General features: G+C 39.2%; 16 protein-coding genes. 7 read left to right on the top strand and 9 right to left on the bottom strand.

The genetic code is table 11. The features are described from left to right. Window positions 1–7: 7 nt before the first annotated feature. The 7 genes from radA (at window position 8) to ACZ430_RS08280 (ending at window position 5,868) form a co-directional block, all read left to right on the top strand. A complete protein-coding gene (gene radA / locus ACZ430_RS08310) occupies window positions 8–1,363 on the top strand; it encodes a DNA repair protein RadA (RefSeq protein ID WP_297210627.1) in 1,356 nt (451 codons plus the stop codon). Continuing rightward, the gene (locus tag ACZ430_RS08305; RefSeq protein WP_297210624.1) at window positions 1,335–1,970 is read left to right on the top strand and encodes a hypothetical protein; all 636 of its coding nucleotides are present in this window, start codon (window positions 1,335–1,337) and stop codon (window positions 1,968–1,970) included. Before radA ends, ACZ430_RS08305 begins: the two co-directional genes overlap by 29 nt. Continuing rightward, window positions 1,963–2,742, top strand: coding sequence for a 16S rRNA (adenine(1518)-N(6)/adenine(1519)-N(6))-dimethyltransferase RsmA (gene rsmA, locus ACZ430_RS08300; RefSeq protein ID WP_297210621.1), 780 nt, complete (start codon window positions 1,963–1,965; stop codon window positions 2,740–2,742). The genes ACZ430_RS08305 and rsmA overlap by 8 nt, the downstream gene beginning before the upstream one ends. Before the next feature lie 135 nt (window positions 2,743–2,877). Next, a complete protein-coding gene (locus ACZ430_RS08295) occupies window positions 2,878–3,231 on the top strand; it encodes a Spy/CpxP family protein refolding chaperone (protein WP_297210617.1) in 354 nt (117 codons plus the stop codon). Between the two features lie 47 nt (window positions 3,232–3,278). Next, the gene (locus ACZ430_RS08290) at window positions 3,279–3,635 is read left to right on the top strand and encodes a Spy/CpxP family protein refolding chaperone (protein WP_297210614.1); all 357 of its coding nucleotides are present in this window, start codon (window positions 3,279–3,281) and stop codon (window positions 3,633–3,635) included. A 46-nt stretch (window positions 3,636–3,681) separates the two neighbouring features. Next, on the top strand, window positions 3,682–4,122 hold the full coding sequence (locus ACZ430_RS08285) for a hypothetical protein (RefSeq protein WP_297210611.1): 441 nt from the start codon (window positions 3,682–3,684) through the stop codon (window positions 4,120–4,122). A 12-nt stretch (window positions 4,123–4,134) separates the two neighbouring features. Continuing rightward, entirely contained in the window at window positions 4,135–5,868 is a 1,734-nt protein-coding gene (locus tag ACZ430_RS08280; RefSeq protein ID WP_297210609.1) for a putative Ig domain-containing protein, read from the top strand. 88 nt (window positions 5,869–5,956) lie between these two features. Here ACZ430_RS08280 and ACZ430_RS08275 read toward each other — a convergent pair whose 3' ends face one another. From ACZ430_RS08275 to fliF, 9 genes are all read right to left on the bottom strand, one after another. Next, complete coding sequence (locus ACZ430_RS08275) at window positions 5,957–7,228, bottom strand: flagellar hook protein FlgE (protein WP_297210607.1); 1,272 nt, start codon at window positions 7,226–7,228, stop codon at window positions 5,957–5,959. After that, entirely contained in the window at window positions 7,229–7,654 is a 426-nt protein-coding gene (locus tag ACZ430_RS08270) for a flagellar hook assembly protein FlgD (RefSeq protein WP_297210604.1), read from the bottom strand. A gap of 9 nt (window positions 7,655–7,663) precedes the next feature. After that, on the bottom strand, window positions 7,664–8,680 hold the full coding sequence (locus ACZ430_RS08265; RefSeq protein WP_464910522.1) for a flagellar hook-length control protein FliK: 1,017 nt from the start codon (window positions 8,678–8,680) through the stop codon (window positions 7,664–7,666). 130 nt (window positions 8,681–8,810) lie between these two features. Next, complete coding sequence (locus ACZ430_RS08260; protein WP_297210597.1) at window positions 8,811–9,263, bottom strand: MotE family protein; 453 nt, start codon at window positions 9,261–9,263, stop codon at window positions 8,811–8,813. A 2-nt stretch (window positions 9,264–9,265) separates the two neighbouring features. Next, window positions 9,266–9,691: a flagellar export protein FliJ gene (locus ACZ430_RS08255; protein ID WP_297210594.1), complete on the bottom strand. Its 426-nt coding sequence runs from the start codon at window positions 9,689–9,691 to the stop codon at window positions 9,266–9,268. Then, window positions 9,688–11,004: a FliI/YscN family ATPase gene (locus ACZ430_RS08250; protein WP_297210592.1), complete on the bottom strand. Its 1,317-nt coding sequence runs from the start codon at window positions 11,002–11,004 to the stop codon at window positions 9,688–9,690. The genes ACZ430_RS08255 and ACZ430_RS08250 overlap by 4 nt, the downstream gene beginning before the upstream one ends. Beyond that, window positions 10,979–11,644 carry a FliH/SctL family protein gene (locus ACZ430_RS08245; RefSeq protein ID WP_297210590.1) on the bottom strand — a complete coding sequence of 222 codons (666 nt, stop codon included), beginning with the start codon at window positions 11,642–11,644 and terminating at the stop codon, window positions 10,979–10,981. Before ACZ430_RS08245 ends, ACZ430_RS08250 begins: the two co-directional genes overlap by 26 nt. Beyond that, complete coding sequence (gene fliG / locus ACZ430_RS08240) at window positions 11,625–12,605, bottom strand: flagellar motor switch protein FliG (RefSeq protein ID WP_297210587.1); 981 nt, start codon at window positions 12,603–12,605, stop codon at window positions 11,625–11,627. The genes ACZ430_RS08245 and fliG overlap by 20 nt, the downstream gene beginning before the upstream one ends. After that, window positions 12,606–14,120: a flagellar basal-body MS-ring/collar protein FliF gene (fliF, locus tag ACZ430_RS08235; RefSeq protein ID WP_297210585.1), complete on the bottom strand. Its 1,515-nt coding sequence runs from the start codon at window positions 14,118–14,120 to the stop codon at window positions 12,606–12,608. Window positions 14,121–14,122 lie beyond the last annotated feature (2 nt).

The following is a 14,122-nucleotide window of genomic DNA, read 5'->3' as shown; positions in this document are numbered from 1 at the left end:
TTAACACATGAAGTCAAAGCTTAAGAGAATGTTCCAGTGTCAGAGCTGTGGATATCTGTCACCTAAATGGCTCGGCAAGTGTCCTGACTGCGGAGAGTGGAATAGCTTTGTCGAAGAAAAACTTGACATTAACTTGCAGAAAGGCAAAGTTACTGAAATATCAAAGCCTGTTTCAATAGCCTCTGTAGAGCTATCAGTCTCCGACAGGCTTTCTACAGGCATAGGCGAACTTGACAGAGTGCTTGGTGGAGGAGTTGTAAGGGGAGCTTTGATTTTAATTGGTGGAGACCCCGGAATTGGAAAATCAACCTTACTTCTTCAGGCAACAGATAACATGGCAAAAAATTATGGTAAAGTCCTTTATGTCTCTGGAGAAGAGTCGCTCTCACAGATAAAATTACGAGCAGAAAGACTCAATATCTCATCGGAAAATCTATTTCTCCTAAGCGAAACTCTCGTAGAGAGAATTATAGAATGTGCAGAAGAACAGAAGCCTACTTTAGTTGTAATTGACTCTATTCAGACAGTTTATACAGAAGAAGCAATATCTGCGCCGGGTTCAGTAAGTCAAATACGTGAGTCTGCAGGAAAACTTATGGCCTTCGCAAAATCTTACGGAGTGCCCGTTTTTCTTATTGGTCATGTAACAAAAGAAGGAGCTATTGCAGGACCACGCATACTTGAGCATCTCGTTGACACGGTGCTTTATTTTGAGGGAGACAGAGGCTATGCATACAGAATATTAAGAAGTGTTAAAAACAGATTTGGGCCTTCCAATGAAATTGGAGTATTCGAGATGACAGGAGCGGGACTTCAGGAGGTTGAAAATCCCTCTAAAATATTTCTATCAGAGCATGCTGCTATAAGCGGGGCTGCCATAACGTCAACAGTAGAAGGCACAAGGGCAATTTTAACGGAAATACAGGCATTAGTGACACCTTCAAATTTCGGCATGCCCCGGAGAAACTTCATAGGCGTGGACTATCAGAGAGTAAATCTACTCATCGCAGTATTAGAGAAGCGAGGCAGAATGAACCTTGCTGGCGCTGACATATTCGTAAATGTGGTTGGAGGCCTTAAGATAACAGAGCCTGCTTCAGATTTAGCGCTAATATCGGCAATTATCTCTTCCTTTAGAGAAACTCCTTTACCGCCACGAGTTGTCATATTTGGCGAAGTTGGTCTTAGCGGAGAAATCAGAGCTGTCTCTGGAACAGAGCTACGACTAAGGGAGGCCTCTCGTATAGGTATGAAAGGAGCAATAATACCAAAGGGCAATTTTGAAGGTTTAAAAGACAAATTTAACATTGAAATAACAGCAGTGGAGTCAATAAATGAACTTATTGAGATTATTTTTAATTAGCATTACGACTCTGTTTCTATTCGCCTGCGCTGAAAAGAAGCCTGTCTCAATAAAGGAGTTTCATGCTGAAAATATACAGGATTTTCTTATGAAGATGCGAGTTTATTCTTCTGTTGAGGGAGCGCTATCTATTCAGTATGAAGGTAAAAATACTCTCCAGGGAGATGCTTCACTCAGAATCTCGAACAATCAACTTTTACTAAGAGTATACTATCTGGGATTTCCTGCTGGAGAAATTTACGAGGAAAATGGCGAAGCCAGCTCAACTCTTCCCATTGAAAAGGAAAGAATAAAGCAACTCTCTACGAGCATTCGAAAAGGGTTTCTTTGGTGGCAAGGGGACTTTTCCATTGAGGAGAATTCAGAAAGCTATATTCTGAAAGATCATGACTCAAAGAGAACTATTATAATCGATAAGATAGAATTCAAACCTTTAAGACAATTTTTAAACATAGACGGAAATAACATATTAATTACCTATGATAACTACAGTAAAATTCAAACTGAGGACGGAACAGTTATTAACATGCCCCTCAAAATAGAAGTCCTCTACAAGAACAGAACACTTAAAATAAATGTAGAGCGACTTAAAATAAAAAATGCATAAAAAAAAGAAAAGATTAGGACAGCACTTTCTACGGCATAGAGAAATTCTGGAAAAAATAGTATCGGCCGCTGAAATAAACAGGGAAGACAAAGTAATAGAGATAGGGCCGGGATTAGGTGACCTGACAGAGTTACTCATAGAAAGAGCAAGACAAGTAGTTGCTCTTGAAATAGACGCCTCTCTGTGTAATATTCTCAGAGAAAGATTTGCCGACAGAAAAAATCTTTTAATAATACACGAAGATGCCTTAAAGTTTCCTTATGAAAAACAGAAAGAATTCAAGGTAGTTTCAAATATTCCCTACTACATAACTAAACCACTCATATTCAGGCTCATCGAAGCCTCAAACCTAAAATCAATGACCCTTACAATTCAGAAAGAAGTGGCCGAAAGGTTAACAGCTAAACCTCACAGCAAGGCGTACTCATCGCTGACCCTGATATTTCAGTATCACATGGAGGCAGATATTAAATTTCATATACCCTCAACCTTTTTCAGCCCGCCTCCTAAGGTAGATTCTTCAGTTATAAAAATGGACAGAAGACAGAGACCTCCAGTAGAAGTTTTAAATGAGAGTCTTTTTTTTAAGCTGATAAAAACAGCCTTTTCACATAGAAGAAAAATGCTTTCAAATTCTCTCAAATCCTTTATCGATAATCCTAAATCTTTTCTATTATCTTTAGGAATAGACCCTAACAAAAGAGCTGAAGAACTTACCATAGAAGAGTATGCTAACATGACTAATGAACTTTGCAAAATTTGCAAAGTTTAATGCAAATTTTGCATTCAACAAAGCATTTCATTTAAAACTTAAACACAAAAAATCCTTAAAATTCAACATATTTTATTTTGGCACAAATCTTGAAAAGTAAAAAAAATAAAACGACACGAAAGGAGGTGAAAGCAAATGAAAAGAGTTATACTTACCTTTCTTATTGCAGTGGTATCATTCTCGCTATTAGGAGCCTCAGCCTATGCATGGAGAGGCGGAGCTGGAGGATACGGTGGAGGATGCCCGATGTATGGATACAGCTATGTTGACCCTGAGAAAGCACAGAGATTTTATAATGACACTTCGTCCCTGAGGCAGAAACAGCTTCAACTGAGAGGTGAACTAATGCAGCTTTATGCACAGCCAAATCCTGACTGGAAGGCCATTGAGAAGAAACATCAAGAAATGGCGCAGATAAGAACTGAAATGCAGAAAAGGGCACAGGAACACGGCCTTCCCTACATTGGCAATTTTGGTAGAAGATGGTAAAATCAAAAGGAAGTTTTTCCCTAAAAAAACTTAAAGGAGGTTTTAAGATGAAGAGGTTTTTAAGTATCTTAGTTGTGGCAGCTGTGATTTTAAGTTTTGCCGGGTTGTCATTTGCCCAAAGGGGTATGGGACCAGCTGGACAATATCCAATAGGTGTTGACCCTGCAAAAGCCCAGCAGTATTGTAAAGAAGTTCAGCCACTGTATCAAAAAGACATTCAACTTCGCGGAGAACTCTTAACACTCTGGGCACAACCCAATCCTGACTGGAATGCTATAAAACAGAAAGAACAGGAAAGAGCAAATCTAAGAGTGGAGATGCATAAAAAAGCTCATGAAATGGGACTACCTTATGCTCCCGGTGGCAAAAGAGGCCTAAATATAAGAAGAATTTGCGGATGGTAGAATAATAAAGGGGGCTTCTGCCCCCTTTTATCAAGAGAAAAACAAAATGAAATGGTTTTTTCTAATATTAATGCTCCTAATTTTTCACCTGCCTAACATCAACGCTCAAGAGTGGGGAGAAAGTTATGACCCTAACACAGAAGTCTCTCTGAAAGGAAAGCTTTCAGCCACTTTAATAAACAAAAAAGGACCGGTAATACTTGAAGTTACCAGAAACGATAGAAATTTTACTGTAATTACAGCACCTTTTTGGTTCCTACAGCAAGAAGGAATAGAACTCAGGGTAGGCGATGAAGTTATCATCCAAGGAGCTAAATATTTCTCAAGAAACGGAGAAATGTTCATAATAGCCAGGTCAATACATAATCTAACAAATGGACAAAAATATAACCTCAGAGATGAAGAATTAAAACCTAACTGGAAAGGAAAAGGCAAGGGGAAAAAGCACAGAGATGAAATGGGCATTGACAGAAGAGGAATTTTTTAATAAAATGAACATGTGAAAAGAATTTTCAACAACAAAGGTCTCACACTTGTAGAAGTAGCTATAGTTTTAGTAATTCTTGGACTTCTCATTGGCCTCGGTGCAAGCCTAATTGGTCCTCTCACAAAGAGAGCAAAGATAAATGAAACAAAAGAGACTTTAAACGCCAATGTTGAGGCAATCATAAGCTGGGCAGCAGGAAATAAGAGATTGCCGAATACGAATGAATTTGTCAATGTAATCCGAAATAGAAATGACTCATGGGGAAAGCCTTTTTATTATATTGTTGATAACAACTTAGTGCAACAACCTACTGGAACAGAGAATAAGATTTGTGATAGAAGAACAACAAATATAACCGTAAGGGTTTATCAAGATGCAAACAACTATCAGGATATTCCAAACGTGGCTTTTCTAATAATAAGCAGTGGTGAAAATTACAATAATCAAACAGCAGGTACACAACAGATAACCACTGCAACAACCATAATAATTCCTTATAATGACGCTCCAAATATTGATTACTACACTAATGATTTCAATCGTCCTGAACCCTATGATGATATTGTTAAGTGGGTAACTCTTGATGAATTAAGAATTAAAGTAGGCTGCCAAGGAGCACAGCTGAAAATATTAAATAATGAGTTGCCCTATGGTTATGTAGGTTCCTCATACAATGCAACTATATATGCAGAAGGAGGCATATCTTTCTCATCTGGTGGAAGATATCAATGGTGTCGTGAAGGCAGCTTACCCTCTGGTTTGAATGCAAATCCTTCAAATTCATCCTCTGATTGTCTCAATGGGGGAAATTGGGCACAGGCAGATAGCATATCCATCACCGGAACTCCAACTACTCAGGGAACATATAGTTTGAAATTTTATGTGCGTGATAATGATGGCAATACTGCTTCAAAAACCTTAGTTTTAACAATAAATCCTCAGTCCTCAAATCAAAACGGCAGTCCTCCCGGCTCTCAGGTATCCTTTGTGAACAATATAGGTCAATTTCAGTCAACAGGTGCTGTAAATGTTGTTGGAACTTCTGTGTTAATGGGGTTGTCTACTAACAATACAACAGGTTGTTTCTGGTATCCCTCTGCCTATCAGCTAAGTGGAAAAACAATGAGGGCTTTCTTTAAATTTAAATTCTTAACAATCGACACTTCCTCAACTTCAACTCAGTATGCCGATGGATTTACCTTTGCTTTGGCGACAAGCGATATGCCTAACAATGCTTGTGGTTCTTTAGGAGAATACATCGGCTTTGGTGGACTCGGATACGACTCAATAGCTTTAGAGATTGACACATATCCTAATTCAGCAAGAGGCGACACATCTAACAATCATGTGGCAGTAGTAAAAAGAGGGAATAATACTCATGGAGCATCAACTACTATGGGAACAAATCCTTCATGTCAAAGCGAGGGTTGTGTAGCTGGTTCAAATGCTACATGGCTTGAAGATGGAGTCGAGCATACTGCAAGAGTTGAAATAATAACTGGTTGCAATTCCAATTGTAACGACTGTGGGAATAATACCCAAAATTACGCACTTTTCAAGGCATGGATTGACTGTCCTGCCAGTTCTTGTCGAGACTTGAATCAAAATTATACTGCTACTCCAACAGTATCTCACTGCTTTCAACTGCCAACTACAATGAATTCAGTCAAGTTTGGTTTTACTCAAGGAACAGGTGCATCAGTTCAGCAAGTTGAAATAAAGGATTTCGGCATTGGATTTTTCTAAATGCATTAATACTTTTGTCAGGGAAAAATTTAACCTCCTTTAGTAATAAGTTGATTCTAAGCTTCTCCATCCTATTGTAATTTCAATGCTATCTTACTATATTCATCAACTCATTGAGCATGTTGTCGGTAGTTGTAATTACCCTCACATTTGCCTGATAGCCTCTCTGGGCTGCAATCATTCGGATAAACTCTTCTGCCAGGTCTACATTACTTGCCTCAAGGGAGTTTGCAAAGACCTTTCCCACACCAACGGTTCCCGGTGAGCCATAGGTAGGACCGCCTGAGCTGAAAGACTCAAGGAAGAGGTTCTTGCCAACCTTTGTAAGATTGTGAGCTGCCACAAATTTGGCAAGGACAACCTGGGCAACGTTTCTTACCTGACCATTTGTGAAAACACCAGCGATAACTCCATCTTGGTCAACAGTTACAGCTATCAGATTACCTGCTGTATAGCCATTCTGATTCTGAAAAATCACTGCATTAGGAGAACCATACTGGGTCGAGTTGGAGAAGTCTATGGTAACGGGTTGAGTTCCTCCTCCCGTCCAATACCCAAAATCAAAAGTTAAACTTCCAGTGGGAGTTGATGTAAGATTTCCATTTGCATCGAACGTTAGAGTTATCGGACTTCCTGTTGCCTCTACATAATTTACTGAACCTGGTGTAGGAGTGCTCTGTCTGTTGTCATATACTACACGAGCTTCCCAAGTATTCTGCGCTGTTTTCCTGAAATACGTATAAACCAAATGTGGATTACCCTGACTGTCGTATATTGTGATAGCTGTGGAGTAGTTATAAGTATCAGATAATGGCAGAGTAGCTCCTGGAGTAAATGTCCATGGCTGGGCAACAGAATCTCTCGAATCCAAATTTACCTGCATTGTAATGCTGGTTGAAGCTGAAGGACTGCTTGCAAGACCTGCCAGATAAACATCGCCTATGCCTCCTGTTAGGTTGCCATTGGCATCAATCTGGTATGCCTGAAGAAGATAGCCATTTGGGTCGACAAGATATCCATCTTTGTTTATTCTGAACTGGCCAGCCCTTGTGTAATAGGTAGGTCCGTTTTCTTGCCTTACCACAAAAAATCCGTCGCCCTCTATGGCAAGGTCTAAAGGGTTTGAGGTTGTCTCAAGGGTTCCCTGTGAAAAGAGCTTTTGAATATCAATAATCATCGCTCCTCTTCCAACCTGCATGGCTGATGCTCCACCAAGCGTCTGGCTCAATATGTCTCCAAAGTTTGCCCTACTTGCCTTAAACCCAACGGTATTAGCATTTGCCACATTGTCACCGATTACAGAAAGGGCAAGAGAGTTTGCATTAAGACCGCTTATACCTGTAAAAAGTGACGTTAACATTTATGCCACCTCCTTTGCCTTTATCTCTTTTATCTGACTCATTGATATGTAGCTATCACCAACATTTATTTTCAGCTTTCCGTCTTCAATGGCTATTCCTTTTGCTACATACTCTTTTCCGTCTGTTGTAATTATGGTCTTATCAATGACTGTCGAGCCTACCATGAGGGCATTTGAATATATCTGATAGTTGGAAAGCTCCTCAAGAGTTTTGTTCATATTTATCAGCTGTTCAAGGGTAGTCATGGCAGTCAACTGTCCCATAAATTCCGTGTCTTTAAGAGGATTTAGAGGGTCCTGATACTTAAGCTGGGCAGTAAGCAACTTGAGAAATGCATCCTTGTCTATTTTGTTGTTACCCGTTGAAGTTTTTTTGTCCTGCACCATGTAAAGGGGATTATCAAATATGCTTGTAATTTCTGACATTTTTGCCTCCTATGCAATGTATTCGAAAAATTTTTGATTTCCTCTATACCTTCTTTGACCCTGTCCATTGTAAGAGTCACCATAACCTCTTTGTTCTCTTGAGAGGTCAAGAAGAAAATCTGAAACCTTTACGCCCGATGACTGTAAATTGCTTCTTATTTCTGGTATTAACCCTGTAAGCATTTCTTTAACATGGGGATAGTCTACTTTCATATCTGCCCTCACAGCACCATTTTCCAAAAAAAGCTTTATGAGTATCCTGCCCATCTCCGGTGGTTCAAGCTGGATGGTGAGCGTTTTTTGTGAGGCCGAGAGAGCTTTAAACATTATGTTTGAAATATCCTGTAGTCTTGTAATTGGAAGTTGAATTTTCTGGTCAGAATTGCCATTTTTAGAGATTTCTGAGCTGCCTAAAGTTGTTGCAAATTCAGCTTTTAAGCTTTTCTCTTCTGCTTTCTCTCTTAAATTAATCATTTCAGCGTCTTTCAGAATACTAAACAATCCTTTAAAGTTCTCTTCTTTAGGCACTGTCTTACCTGATTCGGTAAGTAAACTTTGTGTGAGACCTTTGTCTTCACCGTGTGCTGTCAACTTTTCAATGAGTTTATGAATATCTAACGTGTCTACATCTCTATGGGAAGATTTAATAGAGTTAATAATCTCTGAATAGCTTTTACTCTCTGTAAGGTTATACTGTAAATTCTGGCTTTTCAACTTTTGAAGAAGGCTTTGAACATCTGTAGCTGAAGCTTCAGACTGAATAAGCTCTAAAAGAACAGACTTAAGATTTTCTTTGCTATCGATATTTCCTGCTATTAATGGGGTTAAATTTTGCTGTTCTGCCAACAGAGGCATAAATGGAAAAATTCCATACGGCAAAACCATTAAATTACTATCTGAGCCTAATTCCTTATTTTCGGTAAGCAGATTTAAAAGTTCATTTAGAACTATGTCGAAAAGCTTTTCCCCCTCTCCTGCCTGAACCTGCATTTTTGTTAAATCTACTGCATTCAAATTTATGTTCACATTCATTATCATGCCATATAGTAAATCAAGCTATATGCCATTTTTATTGGAGTTATAAACTCTTTGTTTTATAAGGAGTTTGTAAAAAATCAGACATTAAAAAGAGAGAAAATTGGGAGGAAAATTTTTCCTACTTAGAGGTTTTTTCCTTTATTGAGACAAGTCTCTTTGAAAGCACCGCTGCCTTTTCAGGATTTACATTGGCAAGAATCTTTGCGGCCTGACGGGGCTTTATTGCAAGAAGTAGAGTTGTTGCAGTGTCATCATCAAGCTTTTCAAGGCGAGTAGCTGCCTCTTCTGGTGGCATCTGTTCGTATATCTTTGCAAGCCTTTGATAGTTTTCGCTTTGAGCTTTCTCAAGTTGAGCCTTTAGTTCTTCCTGTTGTTTTATTTTTGCTTCAATTTCTTCTTTTAGTTTTTTTAGTTCCTCTGTTTTTTTTGTGAGGTCCTGTTGAAGAATTTTCATCCTGTCTTCCTCAATACTCGTTGATTTCTCCGGAGTAGACTGCTGTCCTATGATAGTTCCTGCCGCTATACCTATGATAAAAATAAATATGGAAAGCACTATTGCCCTTTTAAGCATGGCTAACTCCTGTATCTACTCATCAAAATATCGTATGTTGCTTTTTCCTCATTTTTCTCTACTTCTGCTTTCTTTTCGCTGATTGCCCTGTAGTATAGTTCCTCTACCTTTCTTCTCTCCTTGAAAGCTTCCTCATAGGTCTCTCTTTGTTTTTCAATCTCTTCGTCTAATGCCTTTAAACTCTCTCTAATCTTTATACGTCTGTCTGTTAAATACTCGATTTCTGAGTAAAGGACATTAATATTTTCTGCTACTAAGTCAGAAGCAGAGATTTTCTCTTGAGAAAGTATTTGAAATCTCTCCTCAATCTCCCGCAAATACATCTCCATTCTTCTTCGTTCTGACAGAAGGCTTGCAAATTTCTGCTTTTCTGTCTCTTCCTGCCACTCTCTTATTTTAAGTATCATACTTAGCGTTGTTGTGTTCATTTCTCACCAAAAAGTTCGTATAAGGCTTTTATACTTTCCTGAAAGGTAGACTTCTCTCCTATTGACTGCCTAAGAAAGCTGTTAATTCTATCCATCATCTTTATGGCAAAGTCTACCTGCCGATTTGTTCCTTCCTTGTAAGCACCTATGTTTATGATATCCTCGTATTTTGAGTAAACAGCCAGTATATCAAGTAGTCTTCCTGCATATTTAAGATGCTCTGGTTCAACTATATCTTTCATGAGACGGCTCACACTTTTTAAAGGGTCAATGGCGGGGTAGTGATTTCTGTTAGCAAGTTCCCTTGAAAGAACAATGTGTCCATCTAAAATCGAACGGGCAGAGTCTGCTACAGGGTCTGTTAGGTCATCACCTTCAACTAAAACAGTATAAATTCCTGTTATTGAACCACCGGATTTAGTTACTCCTACTCTCTCTAAAAGCTTAGGCATCAGTTTAAAAACAGAGGGAGGATAGCCCTTCATCGTTGGCGGTTCTCCTGCGGCAAGCCCTATCTCTCTCTGAGCCATGGCAAAACGTGTGAGAGAATCCATCAGCAGTAAAACATCCTTCCCCTGTTCTCTAAAGTACTCAGCTATAGCCGTTGCCACAAAGGCTCCCCTAATTCTTGAAAGGGCAGGAGTGTCAGAAGTTGAAACCACAACAACAGACTTTTTTAATCCCTCTGCAAGGTCGTTCTCTATGAACTCTCTTACCTCTCTACCTCTCTCGCCAATTAGAGCTATTACATTAACATCTGCCGATGTGTATCTTGCTATCATTCCAAGAAGAACGCTCTTACCTACACCACTGCCTGCCATAATTCCAATTTTCTGCCCCTTGCCGCAAGTAATAAGAGCATTTATTGCCCTTATTCCAAGGTCAAGAGGGTCTTTTATTATCTCTCTTTCCATAGGATTGATTGCTTCCCTGTAAATCGGATAGGGTCTGCCATTAAGCGGAGGGCCTTCATCAATGGGGTTTCCAAGTCCGTCAATCACTCTTCCCAGTATGTTCTCACTAATCTCTACGTAACTCTGCCTTCCTTTAAGAAATATCTTTGCTCCCTGATTGATTCCATATATCTCTCCGAGGGGTGATAATAAAACCGCACCATCCTTGAATCCAACAACTTCAGCTTCTATTGTATTTTCCTCGGTTATAATCTCGCATATATCGCCTATGCTTGCCCTTATTCCAGCGCCCTCAACAACAAGACCTACTGCCTTCGTAACCTTTCCGAAAACTCTTACGGATTGGAATGTCTCAACTGTTTCTTCAGCTTTTTCAAGGAAGGATTCTGTTGAGAGCATTTTCAATTTCCTTTAACTTCTCTTCAATTTTTGATTCGACCATTGTTGTTTGCGTTTCAATCTGACAACTACCTTTAGTTATATCATTAGAAGGTTCAAGATAGACTCTTTCGTAATCTATATTAAGCCTTGAAATATTATCCCTGACAAGCTGATAATCTTCAGGGTTTAGCTTTATAACCACTTTTTCTTCCTCAAGGGGAATGAAACTTAAAGCTTCTTTGATTATTGGAAAGATAAATTCTTTATCCATCTCTATTTTCTGTACAATTATCTTCTCTGCAATCTTTAAAGAAAGCTTTAGGATATGGGGAATCAAATTTTTTATCTGCTGTTCTTTTAGCCTGCTAAGCTCTTCTGAGGCCTTTAAAAAAAGTTCTTCAGCCTTTTGTAATTTTAATATTTTCTCGTTTATTTCTGCTTCTGCCTTTTTGAGGCCCTCTTCGTAACCCTTTTTAAAACCCTCTTCATAGCCAGTTCTGTAACCTCTTTCGATTTGCTCTTTTATCGTTTCTTCATAATTTTTTATTTCCTCTTCTTTTGCCATTTCATTAGAAGTTGAAACTTGAGAGGCTTCTTTTCTTTCGTCAAAACAAGAAGGAACATAAGGCTTTACTTCTTTATGTAATGACTTCTTCACCGCCTTTTCCTCCAATTACTATTTTGCCCTCTTCCTCAAGCCTTCTTGCAACTCTTACAATATTCATCTGCGCCTTCTCTACATCGGAAACTCTGACAGGACCCTTAGACTCCATTTCTTCTTTCAAAATTTCAACGGCTCTGCTTGACATGTTTCGGAATATTTTTTCTTTAAGCTCTTCAGAAGCCATTTTAAGAGCAAGTGCAAGGTCATCGGTAGAGATTTCTTTGAGAATTGTTTGAATGCCTCGGTCATCTACATTGATTAGGTCTTCAAAGGTAAACATGAGCTTTCTAATCTCTTCAGCGAGAATCGGGTCTTTTTCTTCTATGTTTTTCAAAATAAGCTCTTCACTTGTTCTGTCTAACTGATTGAGGATTTCGGCGACAGTTTTTATACCTCCTATTCTTCTTGACTGCGTGTATGAACGTAACTGACTCTGCAGCACATCCTCTAATTCACTCAATATGGTGGGTGAAATCTGGTCAAGACTGGCAATTCTCTGGGAAACCTCGATTTTTAACTGTTCAGGCAGTCTGCCAAGCACCTCTGCTGCCTGAACTGGCTCAAGATGGGCAAGCACTATAGCAATTGTCTGGGGATGTTCGCGTTGAAGCATGGTAGCAATTGAGGATGAGTCAAGCCATCGAAGAATATCAAAGGCTGAAGCTCCGCTTTCTATCTTACTCAGAAGTTTCTGCGCCTGCTCTTCTCCAAAAGCTTTTGTCAGTATACCCTTTATATATTCCACATCTACCCTTACAGGTGCTGTGCCTATTTTTTCAGCAAATTCTTGCAGTATTAAATCTGCCTCCTCTTGAGACAGTTTAATTCGCGACATCATAGGTATAATCCTGGCAAGTTCAATGGGGTCAAAATGTTTAAAAAGTTCAGTAGCTGCGTCCTCTCCTATGAGAGAAAGAAGAGCTGCAACCTTCTCTATTCCAGAAAACTTTCTCATTTACTCAGCCATCCATTCTCTCAGTAATGATACCACTTTTTTCGGGTCTGATTTGGCGAATTCTCTTATATCCTCTCGCATATCTCTCTCAGGTGTTATAGAAGGAGGGAGTTCTTCAGAGATTATTATCTCCTTTGTTTTAACTTTCTCAGCAGGTTTCTTGAGAATCTCTAAAAGGGGTTTTAGGACAAAAAGTATTATTAGCAGTATTATAACAAGGGGAATGATGTATTTAAGAAGTGTTTTAGCAAGTCCTAAGAAGTCTATCCCCGGTTTTTCCTCTGGTGTAACTTCAAAAGGCATGCTTTCAACTATAACCTGGTCACCTCTGTCTTTGTTATAACCTATAGCTGCCCGTACTAATTCTTGATATTTCTTTATCTCCTCTTCTGTTCTCGGCGTAAATACCTTCTTTCCTTTTTCATCCTTGTAGACACCGTCAACAAGAACTGCCACAGAGATTTTCTTTATCTGTCCCGTTGACTGTAGTATCTTGCTTATACTTTTACTTACTTCGTAGTTGATGCTTTCCTGTTGTTTCTGAGACTGTATATTTTGCTGAGCTGTGCCTGTCTGAGGCTGGCCGGGCTGATTTGAAAGGACTCCCGGTATTCCTCCCGTCTGAGGCATCATAGTCTTTTCCTGTGACCTTTGCTCACTTCTTACGGCAATAGTGTCAGGGTCAAACTTTTCTTCAAGCTTTTCAACTTTTGAAAAATCTATATCTGCCGATACCCTTACAATAGCCTTGCCTTTACCAACTATATTTTCAAGCATGCTCTGTATGTTCTTTTCATAGGTTTTCTCGAGGTTTCGCTTGTATTCAATTTGAGTTGCCTCAACAAGCTGAGCAGTATCCTTAGGAGCAGAAAGAAGGTTTCCATACTGGTCAACTACTGTAACATACTGGGGTGCAAGACCTTCCACACTGCTTGATACGAGATGAACTATGCTTGATACCTGTTCTTTTGAAAGTGCCCGCCCTGGTTTTAACTTTAAAACCACAGAAGCAGTGGGATGGTCTTCTTTCTCTGTAAATATTGATTTTTCAGGAATAGCAATGTGAACCCTAACTTGTTCTACTTCCTGAATCTGCTTTATTGTCCTTGAAAGTTCTCCTTGTAATGCCCTGACATAATTAACCCTCTGAGAAAACTCTGTAAGACCTATTGATGTTTTGTCAAATATCTCAAATCCAACTCCACCGCCAGATGGTATTCCTTGTGAGGCAAGTTCCAGTCTTAGTTCATGCACCTTGTCTGCGGGAACATAAATGGCTGTTTCTTTTACCTGATAGGGAATTTTCTTCTCCTTAAGCTTATTTATCACATTTCCCGCATCCTCGGCAGACAGATTGCTGTATAGCACCTGATAATCCTGTTTAGGCAACCAAAGAAGCAGGGTTATCAGTAAAGCCACAGTGATTAGTAATACGCCACCAAAGGCAAGTTTTTTATTGGTAGGCCAATTTTTTATGTTCTCAAGGGCTAATTTAAGTCTATCTGTTAAAGGCATCT

Source organism: Thermodesulfovibrio sp. TK500a (assembly GCF_055381765.1).
The sequence above is the reverse complement of the archived record's forward strand: the minus strand, read 5'-3'. Positions and strand labels throughout refer to the sequence as shown.

What these genes read in the sequence shown, in the direction of transcription:
- radA (WP_297210627.1), top strand. Translation starts at nt 8, where the DNA reads ATGAAGTCAAAGCTTAAGAGAATGTTCCAGTGTCAGAGCTGTGGATAT.
- ACZ430_RS08305 (WP_297210624.1), top strand. Translation starts at nt 1,335, where the DNA reads ATGAACTTATTGAGATTATTTTTAATTAGCATTACGACTCTGTTTCTA.
- rsmA (WP_297210621.1), top strand. Translation starts at nt 1,963, where the DNA reads ATGCATAAAAAAAAGAAAAGATTAGGACAGCACTTTCTACGGCATAGA.
- ACZ430_RS08295 (WP_297210617.1), top strand. Translation starts at nt 2,878, where the DNA reads ATGAAAAGAGTTATACTTACCTTTCTTATTGCAGTGGTATCATTCTCG.
- ACZ430_RS08290 (WP_297210614.1), top strand. Translation starts at nt 3,279, where the DNA reads ATGAAGAGGTTTTTAAGTATCTTAGTTGTGGCAGCTGTGATTTTAAGT.
- ACZ430_RS08285 (WP_297210611.1), top strand. Translation starts at nt 3,682, where the DNA reads ATGAAATGGTTTTTTCTAATATTAATGCTCCTAATTTTTCACCTGCCT.
- ACZ430_RS08275 (WP_297210607.1), bottom strand. Translation starts at nt 7,228, where the DNA reads ATGTTAACGTCACTTTTTACAGGTATAAGCGGTCTTAATGCAAACTCT.
- ACZ430_RS08270 (WP_297210604.1), bottom strand. Translation starts at nt 7,654, where the DNA reads ATGTCAGAAATTACAAGCATATTTGATAATCCCCTTTACATGGTGCAG.
- ACZ430_RS08260 (WP_297210597.1), bottom strand. Translation starts at nt 9,263, where the DNA reads ATGCTTAAAAGGGCAATAGTGCTTTCCATATTTATTTTTATCATAGGT.
- ACZ430_RS08255 (WP_297210594.1), bottom strand. Translation starts at nt 9,691, where the DNA reads ATGAACACAACAACGCTAAGTATGATACTTAAAATAAGAGAGTGGCAG.
- ACZ430_RS08250 (WP_297210592.1), bottom strand. Translation starts at nt 11,004, where the DNA reads ATGCTCTCAACAGAATCCTTCCTTGAAAAAGCTGAAGAAACAGTTGAG.
- fliG (WP_297210587.1), bottom strand. Translation starts at nt 12,605, where the DNA reads ATGAGAAAGTTTTCTGGAATAGAGAAGGTTGCAGCTCTTCTTTCTCTC.
- fliF (WP_297210585.1), bottom strand. Translation starts at nt 14,120, where the DNA reads ATGCCTTTAACAGATAGACTTAAATTAGCCCTTGAGAACATAAAAAAT.